This is a genomic window from Streptomyces sp. ASQP_92 (genome assembly GCF_025399895.1).
Lineage (GTDB): Bacteria > Actinomycetota > Actinomycetes > Streptomycetales > Streptomycetaceae > Streptomyces.
The window spans coordinates 1-16,830 of the sequence record NZ_JAODUA010000041.1; the positions used below are offsets into that span (position 1 = coordinate 1).

The 16,830-nt window shown below is 73.8% G+C and carries 15 protein-coding genes and 2 pseudogenes; 10 read left to right on the top strand and 7 right to left on the bottom strand.

Translation table 11 applies throughout. From position 1 onward, the window contains the following. The 3 genes and pseudogenes from N4G70_RS36345 to N4G70_RS36355 all read left to right on the top strand — a co-directional run. Positions 1-238 (top strand): annotated as a pseudogene (locus tag N4G70_RS36345) (ATP-dependent helicase); the annotation flags it as partial. A gap of 80 nt (positions 239-318) precedes the next feature. Beyond that, complete coding sequence (locus N4G70_RS36350) at positions 319-627, top strand: SCO5918 family protein (RefSeq protein ID WP_261717060.1); 309 nt, start codon at positions 319-321, stop codon at positions 625-627. Between the two features lie 200 nt (positions 628-827). Further along, complete coding sequence (locus tag N4G70_RS36355; RefSeq protein ID WP_261717061.1) at positions 828-1,163, top strand: MerR family transcriptional regulator; 336 nt, start codon at positions 828-830, stop codon at positions 1,161-1,163. 18 nt (positions 1,164-1,181) lie between these two features. On the opposite strand, the gene N4G70_RS36360 is transcribed toward N4G70_RS36355, so the two are convergent. Further along, a complete protein-coding gene (locus N4G70_RS36360; RefSeq protein ID WP_261717062.1) occupies positions 1,182-2,672 on the bottom strand; it encodes an alpha/beta hydrolase in 1,491 nt (496 codons plus the stop codon). Between the two features lie 216 nt (positions 2,673-2,888). Here N4G70_RS36360 and N4G70_RS36365 point away from each other — a divergent pair, with 216 nt between their 5' ends. Beyond that, the gene (locus N4G70_RS36365) at positions 2,889-3,764 is read left to right on the top strand and encodes an AraC family transcriptional regulator (RefSeq protein ID WP_261717063.1); all 876 of its coding nucleotides are present in this window, start codon (positions 2,889-2,891) and stop codon (positions 3,762-3,764) included. A gap of 4 nt (positions 3,765-3,768) precedes the next feature. Here N4G70_RS36365 and N4G70_RS36370 read toward each other — a convergent pair whose 3' ends face one another. The 4 genes and pseudogenes from N4G70_RS36370 to N4G70_RS36380 all read right to left on the bottom strand — a co-directional run bounded on the left by N4G70_RS36370 (position 3,769) and on the right by N4G70_RS36380 (position 8,187). Next, positions 3,769-4,476 (bottom strand): GntR family transcriptional regulator, encoded by a 708-nt coding sequence (locus tag N4G70_RS36370; RefSeq protein WP_261717064.1) that lies wholly within the window; start codon positions 4,474-4,476, stop codon positions 3,769-3,771. 47 nt (positions 4,477-4,523) lie between these two features. Next, entirely contained in the window at positions 4,524-5,945 is a 1,422-nt protein-coding gene (locus N4G70_RS36375; RefSeq protein ID WP_399038088.1) for an FAD-dependent oxidoreductase, read from the bottom strand. 804 nt (positions 5,946-6,749) lie between these two features. After that, a pseudogene (locus N4G70_RS37310) lies at positions 6,750-7,070 on the bottom strand ((2Fe-2S)-binding protein); the annotation flags it as partial. Then, entirely contained in the window at positions 7,033-8,187 is a 1,155-nt protein-coding gene (locus N4G70_RS36380) for an FAD-binding oxidoreductase (protein WP_261717065.1), read from the bottom strand. The gene N4G70_RS36380 and the pseudogene N4G70_RS37310, both read right to left, overlap by 38 nt. 231 nt (positions 8,188-8,418) lie before the next feature. On the opposite strand from N4G70_RS36380, the gene N4G70_RS36385 reads away from it, so the two are divergent. From N4G70_RS36385 to N4G70_RS36405, 5 genes are read left to right on the top strand one after another with little or no spacing between them, the layout of a single operon-like run. Then, positions 8,419-10,164, top strand: coding sequence for an ABC transporter substrate-binding protein (locus tag N4G70_RS36385; RefSeq protein ID WP_261717066.1), 1,746 nt, complete (start codon positions 8,419-8,421; stop codon positions 10,162-10,164). A 14-nt stretch (positions 10,165-10,178) separates the two neighbouring features. After that, positions 10,179-11,135 carry an ABC transporter permease gene (locus N4G70_RS36390; protein ID WP_261717067.1) on the top strand — a complete coding sequence of 319 codons (957 nt, stop codon included), beginning with the start codon at positions 10,179-10,181 and terminating at the stop codon, positions 11,133-11,135. Further along, on the top strand, positions 11,132-12,118 hold the full coding sequence (locus tag N4G70_RS36395) for an ABC transporter permease (protein WP_261717068.1): 987 nt from the start codon (positions 11,132-11,134) through the stop codon (positions 12,116-12,118). Before N4G70_RS36390 ends, N4G70_RS36395 begins: the two co-directional genes overlap by 4 nt. Beyond that, positions 12,118-13,131, top strand: a complete 1,014-nt coding sequence (locus N4G70_RS36400) for an ABC transporter ATP-binding protein (RefSeq protein ID WP_261717069.1) — start codon at positions 12,118-12,120, stop codon at positions 13,129-13,131. The genes N4G70_RS36395 and N4G70_RS36400 overlap by 1 nt, the downstream gene beginning before the upstream one ends. Further along, positions 13,128-14,135: an ABC transporter ATP-binding protein gene (locus tag N4G70_RS36405; RefSeq protein WP_261717070.1), complete on the top strand. Its 1,008-nt coding sequence runs from the start codon at positions 13,128-13,130 to the stop codon at positions 14,133-14,135. The genes N4G70_RS36400 and N4G70_RS36405 overlap by 4 nt, the downstream gene beginning before the upstream one ends. A 13-nt stretch (positions 14,136-14,148) precedes the next feature. Here N4G70_RS36405 and N4G70_RS36410 read toward each other — a convergent pair whose 3' ends face one another. Together N4G70_RS36410 and N4G70_RS36415 are read right to left on the bottom strand one after the other, a co-directional pair. Next, complete coding sequence (locus N4G70_RS36410; protein ID WP_261717071.1) at positions 14,149-15,282, bottom strand: Dyp-type peroxidase; 1,134 nt, start codon at positions 15,280-15,282, stop codon at positions 14,149-14,151. A gap of 157 nt (positions 15,283-15,439) precedes the next feature. Further along, a complete protein-coding gene (locus tag N4G70_RS36415) occupies positions 15,440-15,706 on the bottom strand; it encodes a hypothetical protein (RefSeq protein WP_261717072.1) in 267 nt (88 codons plus the stop codon). A 257-nt stretch (positions 15,707-15,963) separates the two neighbouring features. Here N4G70_RS36415 and N4G70_RS36420 point away from each other — a divergent pair. Next, on the top strand, positions 15,964-16,830 hold an 867-nt coding region (locus tag N4G70_RS36420), incomplete at its 3' end, for an RNA polymerase sigma factor (RefSeq protein WP_261717073.1).

Sequence of the window (16,830 nt, forward strand, 5' to 3'; positions counted from 1 at the left end):
CAGCGCCCGCATCGTGCCGCAGACCACCCAGGTCAGCTCGGGCGACGAGGAGCTGACGCGCATCACCGGCGCCCAGACCCCCTCCGGCATCCCGGTCACCATCGCCGCCCCGGTCGCCGAGCGTCCCCGGCGCAGCGCCTCCGCCTCGTCCCGGGGCCGGCGCGGCCGTCCGGGCCAGCGCAGCGGCCGCCCCGCGCGCGCCACGGAGTCCCGCCAGGCCGGCACCGCGGCCGCCTGATCATCCGCTTCGGGGCGTTCGCGCCCTTCCGCCGACCGGGACATCCCGGTCGGTCCACCCCCCGAGCCTTGTGAGGCATCATGCGCTGCGTCATCGCCCGCTTCCCGTTCGACCTCTCCAAGAGCGGGGTGGTGGCCTCGATGAAGGGCATCAAGCCCGAGCCCGTCGTGGGTGAGTCCGTGCTCATCGGACGCCGCCACTACCCGGTCAAGCAGGTCGGCGAGGTCATCACCCGCCAGGACCGGCGCGACTTCAGCGCGCAGGAGGTGACCCGGGCCATGACCCGTCTGGGCTTCACCTGCCAGGGAATGTCCCCGGCCGCGCCCGTCCGCCCCCTGACGCCGATGCAAGAGGCGTCCGCGCTGTTCGGCGCGACCGCGCTCGCCTAGCCGCGCAGCTGTGCGGGCCACCGCACCGCAACGTAAGAGAAGGGCCCCGCCGACACCGGCGGGGCCCTTCTCGTATGGGGCCGTGCAACGCCCCCGACGGGTCGGCGCGACGGCCACAGGGGCCGATGGTGTTGAATTTCCCCTCGGAACTCCGGTCCCCGCACGGCCGGGGCCCTTGGAAGCGTTGCGCAAGAGGTGACATGACAGCAGACCGCCCGCTCAGTGACCGGCTGGACGACGACGACTACCCCGCCTACACGATGGGCCGCGCCGCCGAGATGATCGGCACGACCCCGGGGTTCCTGCGCGCCCTCGGCGAGGCCCGGCTGATCACCCCGTTGCGCTCCGAAGGCGGCCACCGTCGTTACTCCCGCTACCAGCTGAGGATCGCCGCCCGCGCCCGCGAACTCGTCGACCAGGGCACCCCCGTCGAAGCGGCCTGCCGCATCGTGATCCTGGAGGACCAGCTGGAGGAGGCCCAGCGCCTCAACGAGCGGTACCGCACCGCGGCCGGCAACGGCGACCGCGCTCACTGAGCCCGGCCGCCCCGCGCCTTACGCGCCGCAGTACAGATCGCCCCGCGGCCGCTCGCCCGTGATCAGGAAACGGGTGACGGCGCGGTCCCCGCACGCGTTGCCGTTGGCCAGATAGACGCCGTGGCCGCCGTGGTCGACGCTGACCAGGCGGGCCCGGTCGCCGAACGCGGCACGCATCTCGAGGGCGCCGGAGTACGGCACGGCGGGGTCCCGCAGGTTCTGGATCATCAGGACGTTGGACGGCCCGTCGTCGGTGATCCGGGTGGGCTTCTGTGCGGGGGCGTCCTTCCAGAACGAGCACGGCGTGACGTTCACGGGCATCCCCGCCGTCAGCGGGTGCCGGGCCCGGTCGGCGGCCACCGCGCGCCGGTACTCCCCCATCGACGTCGGCCAGGTCACGTCGTTGCACAGCACGCCGAGCGTCACCGCCGCGTCCTCGTCGGGAAGGGGCGCCGCCAGGGCGGGCGGCAGCACCGGCACCGCCGCCGGATCCCGGGCCTCCTCGACGAGCCGCGCCAGCTGCGGGAAGGCGGCGTCCTCGACCAGCGCGTTCTGGAGGGCCTGGCGCAGCAGGTTGCCGGTGAGCGGGACGCCCGGTGTGGTCGACGTCTTCGGCGCCCGGTCCAGGGCCGCCGCCAGATCCAGGAACAACGGCCGTACGCCGTCGGTGCGTTCGGCAAGGCGCAGGTCACCCCGCGCCGGGTCGGCGGCCCAGGCCGCGAAGTCGGGGAAGCGGTCGTCCACGCCCTTGGCCATGTTGGCGAGCCAGCCCCGCTCGACGCGCGAGGGGTCCGGGTCGCCGCTGCTGTCGAGCACGATGCGGTCGGTGCGCCCGGGGAACCGCTGCGCGTACTGGGCGCCCACATACGTCCCGTACGAGGTGCCCCACGCCGACAGTTTCCGCTCGCCCAGCGCCCGGCGCAGCAGGTCCAGGTCGCGCACCTCGTTGGCGGTGCTGAAGCTGCGCAGGACCGCGCCGCCGTTGCGGGCGCAGGCCTCGGCGGTGCGGCGGGCCCGCGCGATGTTGCCGGCGATGCCGCCGTCGGCGTCCGGCCACGACCGCAGGTTCACCAATCTCCGGTCGTCCGGCGCCAGTTGGCAGCTCGCCCTGGTGCTGCCGCCCACCCCGCGCGGGTCGAAGGCGACCAGGTCGTAGACGCCCTTCGTCTCCTTGCGCAGCGCCTCGCCCTTCTGCGTCAGGCGCTGCACCCCGGAGCCGCCGGGGCCGCCCGGTATCACCGCGAGGGTGCCGCGCCGCGCCTCGGGATGATCGCCGCGCAGCCGGGACACGGCGAGGGTGAGGTGCGGGCCGGCCGGGTCGCCGTAGTCCAGGGGGACCGACAGGTCGGCGCACTCCTGGTCGAGGGGACCGCCGGTCTTGGCGCAGGAACGCCAGGTCAGGGCGGGGTCGGCGGCCGGGGAGGCGGCCTGGGCCGGGGACAGCAGGCTCGCGGCCAGGGCCGCGCCGGACAGGGTGACCAGCGCCGCGCGCTGAAGGAAGTTCGTCATGCGCCACAGCCTCGCCGTCGGGCGCGGGCGACACCATCCGGCTGGCCCGGTGCGCCCGTGGGGGGCTAACCCCCTTACCGGTCAGGCGTGTTGACCGGCCCGGAGCCGCTCACCGTGGCCGCCGCCGGGATACGACAGGAGCGGGCACAGAATGTCGGGTGGGGTGGGGCGGCCCGCTCCTAGCGTGGAGGGCGTAAGGAAGGAGGGGGGCCGGGGATGCTGAAGCGGCTCAACGAGGCCATGGACCGGATCGAGGAGTGCCTCGACGGGAAGATCGACGTGGGCGAGCTGGCTCGTACCGCGATGACGTCGGAGTACCACTTCCGCCGGCTGTTCTCCGCACTCGCCGGGATGCCCTTGTCGGAGTACGTGCGGCGCAGGCGGCTGACCGTCGCGGGCGCCGAGGTGCTCGCCGGGCCGGGCACGCTGCTCGATGTGGCGGTGCGCTACGGCTACACGTCGGGGGAGGCGTTCGCGCGGGCGTTCCGTGCCGTGCACGGCGTCGGCCCCGGCGAGGCACGGCGCACCGGCGCGGCCCTGCGGTCCCAGCCCCGGATGTCCTTCCGTCTCGTCGTCGAAGGGAGCACCAGCATGCGTTACCGGGTCGTGGAGAAAAAAGCGTTCCACCTGGTCGGCAGGAAGGCGCGGGTTCCGCTCGTGCACCAGGGGGTGAACCCGGCGATCGCCGCGTTCGTCCAGGGCATCGGGCAGGACACCTCGCTCCGTATCCACCACCTGTCCGACCAGGAGCCCCGGGGCATCGTCTCGGCCTGCGACGGCCTGGACCCCAGCCGGGCGGAGGGAACCGAACTCGACTACTGGCACGCCGCGTTGAGCGAACACGAGCCGCCCGAGGACCTGGACGCCCTGTTCGTGCCCGCGGGCACCTGGGCCGTGTTCGAGAACACCGGACCCTACCCGCAGGCACTCCAGGAGCTGTGGCGGGACGTGTTCACGCAGTGGTTCCCGTCCAACCCCTACCAGAGCCGTCCGGGTCCCGAGATTCTGCGCACCCGCCCGGCGGAGATCGGCGACGCCACGGACGCGGCGCTGTGGATCCCGGTCGAGCGCGCGGAGTCCAAGGAGGGGTGAGAGTTCAGCGGCTCGCGCCCAGGCGGCGCTTCGGCTTGGCCTCGGCGGCCTCGCTCCTCGCCCACAGCGAGCGGACGTGGCCGAGGTGGCGGGTCATGCACTTCTCGGCGCCCCGGGCGTCACCGGCCAGCATCAGATCGAGCAGTTCGATGTGCTCCTCGGCAGAGGGGATCAGCTCGTCCCGCTGGTCCAGGGCCGTCAGACCGTACAGGCGCGAACGCTTGCGCAGGTCACCCACGGTCTCCACCAGGCGCTCGTTGCCCGACAGGGCGAGCAGGGAGAGATGGAAGCGGCGGTCGGCCTCCAGATAGCCGATGAGGTCGTGGTCGCGGGCCGCGCGCACGATCTCCTCGGCGACCGGCCGCAGCGCCTCCAGGTCGGCGCGCTCCGCGGAGCGGGTGATCCGGCCGATCATCGGGACCTCGATCAGTGCCCGGATCTCGGTGTACTGGTCGAGGTCGCGCTCGTTGACCTCGGTGACCCGGAAGCCCTTGTTGCGGACCGGCTCCACCAGGCCCTCGCGCGCGAGGTCGAGCATGGCCTCGCGCACGGGCGTCGCGGAGATGCCGAATTCCTCGGCGAGGCCGGGCGCCGAGTAGACCTGGCCGGGGCGCAGTTCGCCGGAGATCAGCGCCGCGCGCAGCTCGTGGGCGACCTGGTCGCGCAGCCGCTCGGTGGTGGTGATGAGCTTGCTCTGCTTCAGGTGTCCCATGCTGCTGTTCCTCCGTACCGAGCGGAGACCCAGAGTACAATGTCACGTTACGTTTGGGGCTCCCCCGGTCCCCCCGGCTCCCTCGGCTCCACGGGGGCCGCCGGGGCGAGGTCCGCGAGCGCCCCGAGCGGGACGGGCACCGCGAACGGGCGGCGCTGCGCGGGGGGTTCGCCGTCGCCGGCCAGGCACGACACCGCCGCTCCGCAGGTGCGGCCCTGGCACCAGCCCATGCCGGCCCGGGTGAGGAGTTTGACCGTACGGGCGTCGCGGGCGCCCTCGCGGACGGCCTCGCGGACGCTGCCCGCGGTGACCTCCTCGCAGCGGCACACCTCGGTGTCGTCGGCGAGCCACTCGCTCCAGCCGGGACCCGGCGCGTGCAGGGCCGCCATGGCTTCGGCGAAGGTACGCAGCCGGGTGCGGCGGGACCGCAACCGGCGCACGCGCCCGCCCGGGCCCGGGTACGCGCCCAGCCGGGCCGCGACGGCCTGCCCCGCCAACTCCCCTTCTGCCATGGCCAGTTGGGCGCCCCCGACGCCTCCCGGTTCGCCCGCCGCCCACAGGCCGCGTACGGAGGTTTCCTGGCGGGCGTCCAGGTCGAGGGCGAGGGTGTTGTCGGGGGTGACGCGGGTGGCGCAGCCGAGGGTGGTGGCGAGTTCGATCCCGGGGATCAGGCCGTGGCCGACGGCCAGCGCGTCACAGGCGATCTCGCGGCCCGTGCCCGGCACCGGCCGCCACCGCGCGTCGAGCCGCATCACGGTGACGGCCTCGACGCGTCCGGCGCCGTGCACCTCGGTGACCGCGCTGCGGGTGCGCAGCGCCACCCGGTGCCGCAGCAGGGTCGCGCCGTGCGTGGCGGCCTCGACGAGCTTGTGCGGGTTGGCGGCGAGCGCGCGGGGGTGCCGGGCGTAGCCGAGGTATCCGGACGCCTCGATCACCGCCGGCACGTCGGCGCCGGCCTCGGCGAGCGAGGCGGCGACGGCGAGCAGCAGCGGGCCGCTCCCCGCGACGACCACCCGCTTCCCGGGCAGCACGAGCCCGCCCTTGAGCATGGCCTGCGCCCCGCCGGCCCCAACGACTCCGGGCAACGTCCAGCCCCTGAAGGGGAGTTGGCGTTCGTACGCTCCGGTGGCGAGCAGCACGGCGCGGGCCCGTATCCGTACGGGCCGCGCGTCGGCGCCGTCGTCGCCCGTGACGGCGTGGACCGTCCACTCCTGCTCGCCGTGGCGCTCGATCGCCCAGACGTGATGCCGGACGAGCCGCTCGACGCGGGCGGCGTCCATCCGCTCCTGCCACCTTTGGAAGGTGGCCCAGTCGTGGTGCAGCGCGTGCGGGCGGGCGGCGTTGAGCTCGGCGGCGGGCTGTCGGTAGTACTGCCCGCCGGCGGTGGGGGCGAGGTCGACGACGACGGCCCGCAGCCCCGACTCGGCGGCGGCGACGGCCCCCGCGACGCCGGCGGGCCCGGCCCCCACAACAACGAGGTCGTACCCCTCACGGGGCCCGCCCCCAACCCCCTCCGCCACCCGTGCGGGGTCGCCCGCGCAGTTCCCCGCGCCCCTGGCGGGCTTGCGGGCCGCCACCCCCCAGCCCTCAGCGGGGCTGCACTCACCGTCTTCACCCGCAGACCGTGCTGGGCCGTTCGCGCAGTTCCCCGCGCCCCCAGCGGAGTTGCGGTCCGCCACCCCCCAGCCCTCAGCGGGGCTGCACTCACCGTCGTCGCCCGCAGACCGTGCAGGGTCACCCGCGCAGTTCCCCGCGCCCCTGGCGGGGTTGTGGGGCGCCACCCCCCAGCCCTCAGCGGGGCTGCACTCACCGTCGTCGCCCGCAGACCGTGCAGGGTCACCCGCGCAGTTCCCCGCGCCCCTGGCAGAACCGCAGTCCGCCACCCCCAACCCACCTAGGGGCGCGGGGAACTGCGCGCTCAGCCCGGCACGGTCCGCGGACGAACCCGAGCAAGCCGGACCCCCCGCAGGCCCGGGGGAGCCCACCCCCAACCCACCCAGGGGCGCGGGGAACTGCGCGCTCAGCCCGGCACGGTCCGCGGACGAACCCGAGCAGGCCGAACCCCCCGCAGGCTCAGGGGAGCCAGCCCCCAACCCCCCTAGGGGCGCGGGGAACTGCGCGACCAGCCCAGCACGGTCCGCGGACGAACCCGAGCAAGCCGAACCCCCCGCAGGCCCGGGGGCGCCCACCCCCAACCCACCCAGGGGCGCGGGGAACTGCGCGAACGGGACACCCGCCGCGTCCCGGACCGCGCCCACCCCGCGCTGGGTCACCACCGCGTCCCCCGCCGCCGCCGGCACAAGACAGGCCCGCCGGTTCGGCACCCCGTTCACCGTCGCGAGGCACTCGTAACACGCCCCGATCCCGCAGAACGCGCCCCCCGCCCGGCCCCCCACCCGCGTCCGCCGCCACGCCCGTACGCCCGCCGCCCACAGCGCCGCCGCGACGGTCTGGCCGGGGAGGGCCGGGACGGGGTGGCCGTCGAGGGTGATCTCGAAGGCGGGGCCGGGCCGGGCTCCGGCCAGTTCCTCGGGGGTGCGCGCCATGAAGGCCTCCTCAGTGGTCGAAGCGGGCTGGATCGAAGGGGGCCACATCCAGCGGCGGCCGGCGCCCCAGGACGCAGTCCGCGATGATCCGGCCCGTCACGGGCGCCAGCCCGATTCCCGCCCCCTCGTGCCCGCACGCGTGCAGCAGCCCCGGCACCCGGGAATCCGCCCCGATCGCCGGCAGGTGGTCGGGCAGGTACGGCCGGAACCCCGCGTACGTACGGATCGCCCGCACCCCCGCGAGGAAGGGGAAGAGCGCGGTCGCCCCCGCCGCGAGCCGGCTGACCGCCTCCACCGAGAGGCGGCGGTCGAAGCCGACGCGTTCGCGGCTCGCGCCGATGAGGACCGGCCCCGCCGGCGTGCCCTCGACGACCGCCGAGGTCTGGAGCGCCGCCGAGCCGCTGGCGACATCGGCGACGTAGTCCGCCGCGTACACCTTGTGCCGCACCACGCGCGGCAGCGGTTCGGTGACCAGGACGAAGCCGCGCCGGGGCAGCACCGGCAGCAACACCCCGGCGAGGCGGGCGAGTTCGCCGCCCCAGGTGCCCGCCGCGTTCACCACGTGCGGCGCGTGCAGCACGCCGGAGGCGGTCCGTACCCCCCGCACCGCGCCGTCGCCCCCGGTGAGCAGCCCGGTGACCTCCTGCCCGGGCCGGACCTCGGCGCCCGAGGCGCGCAGCAGATGGGCGGCGGCGAGGGCGGGCATGACCTGGGCGTCCTCGGGATAGTGGAAGCCCCCCGCGAGACCCGGCGCCAGATGCGGCTCCAGGTCGTGCAGCCGGTCGGCCGCCACCTCGCGTGCGGTCACGCCCGCCTTCTCCTGGCCCGCCGCGAAGGTGCGCAGCGCGGCCAGGCCCGCCTCGTCGGAGGCGACGACGAGGCCGCCCTTGGGCTCGTACTCGACTGCGCGCGGCAGCAGTTCGGCGAGTTCGCGCCACAACTGGGCCGAGTGCAGGGCGAGTTCGAGCTCGGGGCCGGGTTCCTTGTCGGAGACGAGGAGGTTGCCCTCGCCCGATCCCGTGGTGCCGCCCGCCACCGGGCCCCGGTCGAGGACGGTGACGCTCAGGCCGGCGCGGGCCGCGTAGTAGGCACAGGCGGCCCCCACGACGCCCGCGCCCACCACGATGACGTCCGCGGTGCCGGCGGTGGAGCTTCTGGATCCCATGGACACCTCGGTAATATTTCACATGGCACTGCGCCTGCCAAGGAGTCGTCCCCGATCAACTCTCCGACCTGGGCGGCAACCCCTCCCGAGCCGGAACGCCCTGACCCGGGATGGGCCAAGGGCGGATAAAAGAGTCCCCGACACCTTGTCAGTGCAATTTCACATTACTATGTTACGGGTCACATTCCAGCCGCCCCATGGCTGGCCGAACTGTTCACGGAGTGACCACTGATGAACAAGCGCACCTGCATCGCCGTCGCCGTCGTGGCGGCGTTCACCCTCGGCGCGGCCGGCTGCTCCGGCACCAAGCACCCGAGCGCGGGCCAGGGCCAGGGCGGCAAGAACCCCGCCGCCGCGAACGTGGGCAAGATCGTCGGTGGCACGCCGGTCAAGGGCGGCACCCTCACCGTCCTGTCCAACCAGGACTTCACCCACCTCGACCCGGCCCGCAACTGGGTCATGAACGACATGGACTTCGGCACCCGGCTGCTCTACCGCACCCTGGTGACCTACAAGGCGGCCCCCGGCACCGCCGGCAGCGAGCTGGTGCCCGACCTCGCCACCGACCTCGGCACCCCCTCCAACGGGGCCCGCACCTGGACGTTCCACCTCAGACCAGGGCTCACCTACGAGGACGGCTCGCCGATCACCGCGCAGGACGTCAAGTACAACGTCGAGCGCTCCTTCTCGCCGGACCTGCCCGGCGGCGCCGACTACGCGGCCCGCTACCTCACCGGCGCCGACGGCTACCAGGGCCCCGCCCAGGGCAAGCACCTGGACGCGATCAGAACGCCGGACGACCACACGATCGTCTTCGAACTGCGCAAGCCCTTCGCGGAGTTCCCCAACGCCACCGTCATGCCGACCTTCGCTCCGGTGCCCCAGGCCAAGGACACCGGGCCCAAGTACGACAACAGGCCCTTCTCGTCCGGCCCGTACAAGGTCGAGTCGTACGACCGGAACAAGCAGCTCACCCTGGTCCGCAACACCCACTGGGACGCCGCCACCGACCCGGTGCGCAAGGCGTACCCGGACCGCATCGTGGTGACGATGGGGCTCAAGGCCACCCAGATCGACGACCGTCTCATCGCCAGCCAGGGCGCGGACGCCTCCGCCGTCTCCTGGGGGGCGCTGCGTCCCGAGAGCGCGCCGAAGGTGCTGCCCAGCGCCGAGGTCCGCTCACGGCTGGTCGCCGAGTCCACCAACTGCACCGACATGGTCCAGATGCACACCGGGCGGGCGCCGTTCACCGATGTCAGGGTGCGCCAGGCCATGATGTACGCGCTCGACAAGGACGCGGTGCTCACCTCCTCGGGCGGCCCCGCCTTCAACGACCTGTCCACCGCCTACATGCCGGCCACCCTCTTCGCCGGCAAGCAGCCCGACACCCTCAAGATCCCCGCCACCGGCGATGTGGCCCGGGCCAAGGAGCTGCTCAAGGAGGCGGGCAAGGAGGGCGGCTTCGAGACGAAGATGACCGTCTCCACCGGCGACAAGGGCCGCGCCGAGGCCATCCAGCAGTCGCTCGCCAAGGCCGGCATCAAGGTCACCATCGAGACCGTCGACCCGTCCGCGTTCTACGCCACCATCGGCGACGTCAAGAACCGCACCGACCTCGTGTACTCGGGCTGGTGCCCGGACTACCCCTCCGGCTCCACGTTCCTGCCGTTCGTCTTCGACGGCCGCTACATCAAGGACAAGGGCAACTCCGGCAACCACTCGATCTTCCGCGACGACGCCACCATGAAGCGCATCGACGAGATCTCCGCGATGACCGACGCCAAGGCCGCCGACCAGGCCTGGCAGCACCTCGACGGCGAGATCCTCGCCAAGGCGCCCGCCCTGCCGGTCCTGGTCCGGCGCTGGCCGCTGGTGCTCGGCACCAACATCGCGGGCGGCTACGGCCAGACGTCCTTCGGCGGCCAGCTCGACTACGCCACCATCGGCCTCAAGAACCCTGCCACGAGCGGGAATTGAGGGCCCGAAGCGCCATGACCCTTCCCCTGACCCCTCCCCTGAAGACACCGGCCCGCGCGCCCGCGCCGTCCGCCGGCCGGGGACCCTGGCAGCTGGCCCGCGCCGAACTGCGCCGCCGCACCTCCGTGAAGGTCTCCCTCGCCGTCGTCGTCCTCTTCCTGATCATGGCGGCGGGCGCCCCGGTGCTCGGCGCGCTCGGCGGCTGGTCGCCCGACGCGTTCGACAAGACCGTCATCGACCCCTACCTCGGCGGCCAGCCGCTCGGCGCGCTCGGCGGGATCTCCGGCGAGCACTGGCTCGGCGTGGAGCCCGTCACCGGCCGCGACCTGTTCGCCCGCGTCGTGTACGGCGCCCAGGTCTCGCTGCTCATCGCCCTGACCGCGACCGCCATCGTCGTGGTCGCGGGCACCGCCGCCGGGATCGCGGCCGGCTACTTCGGCGGGCGCACCGACACGGTCCTGTCCCGCCTGATGGACCTCACCATGTCCTTCCCGTCCCTCATCTTCATGATCGCGATGATGTCGGTGGCCAAGGACGTCAACCGCATCCTCCTGATGACCGCCGTGATCGGCCTGTTCGGCTGGCCCGGCATCGCCCGGGTGGTGCGCGGCCAGACCCTCTCGCTCAAACACCGCGAGTACGTGGACGCGGCCCGCGTCGGCGGCTCCGGCCCCTGGCGCATCCTGACCCGCTCCGTCCTGCCCGGGGTCGCCGGGCCCGTCATCGCGTACACCACGCTCATCGTCCCCGGCATGATCGCCACCGAGGCCGCGCTCAGCTACCTCGGCGTCGGCGTGCGCCCGCCCACCCCGTCCTGGGGCCAGATGATCGCCGAGAGCGTGTCGTTCTACGACACCGACCCCATGTACTTCGTCATCCCCAGCGGCTGCCTCTTCCTCGCCGTGCTCGCCTTCACCCTGCTCGGCGACGCCCTGCGCGACGTCCTCGACCCGAGGGGCAGCCGCACATGACCCGCTATCTGGCCCGCCGGATCCTCGGCGTACTCGGCGTGCTCATCGCCATCGCCGCCGTCACCTTCACCATCTTCTACGTCCTGCCCTCCGACCCGGCCGCCGCCGCCTGCGGCAAGTCGTGCAGCGCCGACCGCCTGGAGGCGATCCGCGCCCACATGGGCCTGGACCAGCCGCTGTGGCGCCAGTTCTGGGACTTCGCCTCCGGGATCTTCACCGGCCGCACCATGGGCACCGGCCAGTACGCCCTGCACTGCGACTTCCCGTGCCTGGGCTACTCGTACGAGAACAGCGAGTCCGTGTGGGCGCTGCTCATGGACCGCCTGCCGGTCTCGGCCTCGCTCGCGCTTGGCGCGGCCGTGCTGTGGCTGGTGCTCGGCCTGACCGCCGGGGTGGCCGCCGCCCTGCGCAAGGACACCTTCACCGACCGGGCCCTGATGGTCGGCGCGGTGGCCGCCGCCTCGCTGCCGGTCTACTTCACCTCGGTGATGCTGATCTACGGCCTGATCCGCGTCGCCGGACTGCTGCCCTACCCGCAGTACGTCTCCCTCACCAGCGACCCCCTGAGCTGGGCGTCCAATCTGCTGCTCCCCTGGATCGCGCTCGCCGTCCTGTACGCCGCCATGTACGCGCGCCAGAGCCGCAGTTCGATGATCGAGACGATGGCGGAGCCCTACATCCGCACCGCCCGCGCCAAGGGCCTGCCGCGCCGCACCGTCGTCGTCAAACACGGCCTGCGCTCCGCCATGACCCCGATCCTCACCCTGTTCGGCATGGATCTGGGCGGGCTGCTCGCGGGCGCGGTCATCACCGAGTCCATCTTCGGCCTGCCCGGCATCGGGCGCCTCTTCTACGGCGCCCTGTCCAGCGGCGACCAGCCCGTCATCCTCGGCGTGACCCTGCTCGCGGCCGCCTTCATCGTCGTCGCCAACCTGGCCGTCGACCTCCTGTACGCCGTCGTCGACCCGCGAGTGAGGCTCTGATGCCCCCTGCCGCCGAGCCCCAACCCCTGTTGTCCGTCCGCGACTTGAGCGTCACCTTCCCCACCGCGCGGGGCCCGGTGCGGGCCGTGGACCACCTGTCCTTCGAGGTGCGCCGGGGCCGCACCCTGGGCATCGTCGGCGAGTCCGGCTCCGGCAAGTCCGTCACCTCGATGGCACTGCTCGGCCTGCACACCGGCGCCGAGGTCACCGGCTCCATCACCCTGGAGGGGCGCGAGCTGGTGGGCCTGCCCGAGCGGGACCTCAACCAGCTGCGCGGCCGCCGCATCGCCATGATCTTCCAGGACCCGCTGTCCAGCCTCCACCCCTACTACACGATCGGCGAGCAGATCGCCGAGCACCACCGCGTCCACTTCAACTCCCGCCGCGCACAAGCGCGCAGGCTCGCCGTGGAGATGCTCGCCGAGGTCGGCATCCCCGAACCGGCGCGCCGCGCGGGCGAGTACCCGCACCAGTTCTCCGGCGGGATGCGCCAGCGCGCGATGATCGCGATGGCGCTGGCCTGCGAACCGGAACTGCTCATCGCGGACGAGCCGACCACCGCCCTCGACGTCACCGTCCAGGCGCAGATCCTGGAGCTGCTCGCCCGCCTCCAGCAGGAGCGCGGACTCGCCGTCGTGATGATCACCCACGATCTGGGGGTGGTGGCCCGGGTCGCCCACGAGGTGCTCGTCATGTACGGCGGCCGGGCCGCCGAACAGGCCCAGGTGGACGCCCTGTTCGCGATGCCCGCCCACCCCTACACGCGCGGCCTGCTCGACTCGCTGCCCCGCCTCGACGACGAGGACGACCAGCCGCTGCGGGCCATCCCCGGCAGCCCGCCCTCCCTCCTCGAGCCCGCCCCCGGCTGCGCCTTCGCACCGCGCTGCCCGAGGGCGGCCGCCGCGGACGCCGCCCTGCGCGAGCGCTGCGCGAGCGAACGCCCCCTGCTCGCCGGACCCCCGGACCATCCGGTCGCCTGCCACCTCCCCGCATACGAAGGCGTCGCCTCATGAACGGTGCAGCCCCCCAACCCCTCCTGTCCGTACGGGACTTGAGGATGCACTTCCCGGGCAGGCGGGGCCGCTCGGCACCCGTGCGGGCCGTCGACGGGGTGAGCTTCGACGTGGCGGCGGGCGAGACCCTGGGTCTGGTCGGCGAGTCGGGCTGCGGCAAGTCGACCACCGGCCGCATGATCGTGCGCCTCCTGGAGCCCACCTCCGGGACGATCGCCTACGAGGGCCAGGACATCAGCCGGCTGTCCCGGCGCGAGCTGCGCCCGGTGCGCAAGGACCTCCAGATGGTCTTCCAGGACCCGCACTCCTCCCTCAACCCGCGCCAGACGGTCGCCCGCGCCATCGCGGACCCCCTGCTGGCCCACGGCAGTCCGGAGTCGGCGGCGCGCACCAGGGCCGCCGAACTGATGGACCTGGTCGGCCTGATCCCCGAGCACATGGACCGCTATCCGCACGAGTTCTCCGGCGGACAGGCCCAGCGCATCGGCATCGCCCGCGCGCTGGCCCTGGACCCCAAGCTGGTCGTGGCGGACGAACCGGTCTCCGCCCTCGACGTCTCCGTACAGGCCCAGATCGTCAACCTGATGGAACGCCTCCAGAGGGAACTGGGCCTGGCCTACCTCTTCATCGCGCACGACCTGTCGGTGGTGAAGCGGGTCTGCGACCGGGTGGCCGTGATGTATCTGGGCCGGGTGGTGGAGATCGGCGCGAAGGAGCGGGTGTACGCCGCCCCGGCCCACCCCTATACGCAGGCCCTGCTGTCCGCGGTCCCCCTGCCGGACCCGGCGGCCGAGCGGGCCCGCGAACGCATCACCCTGCTCGGCGACCCCCCGAGCCCGGCCGCGCCCCCGCCCGGCTGCGCCTTCCACCCCCGCTGCTCGCGGGCCCAGTCGGTCTGCCGCACGGAGGCGCCGGTGCTGCGGACCGTGACGGCCGGGGAGGGCCGGGAGGTGGCCTGCCACTTCCCGGGCGCGGAGCCCCCCGTCCCGCCGAAGGGCGGCTGAGGCGAACGAAGGACTACAACACCATGCTGCCGAGGGGACGACCGGGCCGGGCCCCCGGCAGCACATAGAAAAGCGCCGAACCATAGTGCTCGGCATAGGAGTTGAGCGCGTCCCCCGAGGCCAGCCGCCCCTGGACGCGGACGAACAGCGCGGGGTCCTTCAGGTAGGCCAAGAAGAGCAGACCCCGGTCGGCGGGGTTGTTCTCGTAGGAGTACCCGCGCCGCAGCATCCGGGCTCCCCCGTCGAGCCGGTGGTGGGCGAGCCGCACATGCGCGTCGGCGGGCAGGACGGCCCCGCCCTCGGCGGTGCGGGCCTCGGGGTCGACGTCGTCGTGCTCCGAGCCGCCCCCCAGCGGCTCGCCCCCGCGCTTGCGGCGCCCGACGATCTGCTCCTGCCGGGCCACGGGCAACCGCCCGAACTCCTCGACGCGCAGCCGGATGCGGCGTACGACGAGGAACGTGCCGTCGGCGTAGGGGCCCGGCCCGGACAGCCAGACCCAGCGTTCGCTCTCGGCCGCCGAGGGATTGGCCGTGCCCATCTTGAAGCCGAGCGGGTCGCGCGGTGTCCCGCCGTCCCTGGGCGGGGTGAACAGGCCCTGGGGCCCGGGCAGTTCGGGCGGCAGGAAACCGGCCTGGCGCCAGCGCGGCCGCAGCACCCCCGCGCCGGCGCCCGCGAGCAGCCCGGCCAGCGCCTCGCACGCCCAGGGGTCCTGCGCGCAGATCTGTACGCCGATCTCGCCGCCGCCCGCCCCCGCGTCGAGGTGCTCACCGGGGAACGCGGGCAGCTCCCGCAGCCCCTCGGGGGCGCCGGTGCCGAGCCGGGGCGGCAGGGCGGGCCCGATGCCGACGGTGGCGGTCGGCCCCGGCGGTCTGCCGGCGAGCAGCTCGCTCCACCGCGCGAGCAGCCGGCGCACCGCGTCCCGGCCCGGGGCGCCCCGGGTGCCCGGGTTGAGGTCGTACGCCACGAAGAGCACGTGCTGCTGCCGGGGCCCGGCCACCCCGTCCTGACGGACCGGCCCGGGCGGCGCGCCCTGCGCGGACGGCCGCTCGCGCTCACGGCGGGGCAGGGGGGCGTCGCAGCCACTCAGCGCGAAGGCGGCGGGGAGGGTGGCCAGAAGGGCGCGGCGCCGGAACCCGGGGTCACTCAAGTCATCGTACAAAACAGTACATTTCGTGAGAGAGGTGTTCGGCACGATACACCCGCGCCCCGGCGCCCCACGGCTTCCGGCGCCCGGCGATCCGCCCCCGCGTCCCTGGATCCGCCGGCCGACGGCGGGGCCCCCTTCGACCGGCCGGCCGGCGCCGCTACTGCTCGCTCAGCGGATTGACGGGCGAGGGCGGCGCGTCCGGGTCGTCCTCGGCCGCCGGCAGCGGGCGGTGCCCCTCCGACCAGTGGTTGGACCACCCGCACACCCCGCACGAGTACCGCCCGTCGAGCCCGGCCAGCTCGGTACCGCAGCGCTTGCACTGCGTATAGGTGATGTCCGGCGTCGGCGCGGGCCCGAACCCGCGCCCCGCCACCGCGTCGGCCTCCGGGCGCCGTCCCGCCCCGGGAGCGGGGGTGTCATTCATGAGCGGGAGCGTACCGAGCCGGACGCGTGCCCGTACGGCCGCCGGTGGCCGGGTGCCCGGGCACCTGGGGTGGGCGTGACGAAGTCCACCGGGGTGACGAAGTCCATAGGGGCGGGCCCCGGATGACCGGCAGTGGGCGATATCTGTTGGTCGGCAGTCGATATTCGTCATCCGTTTTCTGTTATCCGACCGCCCGCGGGCTGTCTCCTCTGTGTCGGGTCAGTTAGGTTCGGTGCTCCGGGGAGAGTGGACGAGGCGTGATCAGTGAACAGGTAGCCGCGGTGGTCGTCGCGGCCCGAGCCGGGGATCAGCGGGCGCGGGACGAGCTCGTCGCCGGGTATCTGCCGCTCGTGTACAACATCGTGGGCCGTGCGCTCGACGGGCACGCGGACGTCGACGACGTCGTGCAGGAGAGCCTGCTGCGGATGCTCGACGGGCTTGGCTCGCTTCGGGAGCCGGAGGCGTTCCGGTCCTGGCTGGTCGCCGTCACCATGAACGAGATCCGCCGGTACTGGCAGGGTCACCGCCGGGCCCCCGTGGCCGGTGGGCTCCAGGACGCGCACGACGTCGCCGACCCCGGGGCCGACTTCGTCGACCTCACCATCGTGCGGCTCGGGCTGTCCGGGCAGCGCAAGGAGGTCACCGAGGCCACCCGCTGGCTGGAGACCGACGACCGGGCACTGCTCTCGCTGTGGTGGCTGGAGGCCGCGGGCGTGCTCACCCGGGGCGAGGTCGCCTCGGCGCTGGACCTTTCCGCCGAGCACGCCGCCGTACGCGTCCAGCGCATGAAGGGCCAGCTGGAGACCGCCCGGGTCGTCGTGCGCGCGCTCGCCGGGATCGAGCGGTGCGGCGAGCTGTCCGGGCTCGCCCTGTCCTGGGACGGCGTGCCCTCCGCCCTGTGGCGCAAGCGCATAGCCCGCCACGCCCGCACCTGCGCGGTGTGCTCCGGGCACTGGAGCGGGCTCATACCCGCCGAGGGCCTGCTCGTGGGGCTCGCCCTCGTCCCGATCGCGGGCGCCTCGGCCGGCCTGCTCGCCGCCCTGCACGGCGCGGACCCCGCCCTCCAGAGCGCCGCGCACGCCACCTCCACCGCGGCCACCCAGCCGATGGCCGCCGCCCAGGGC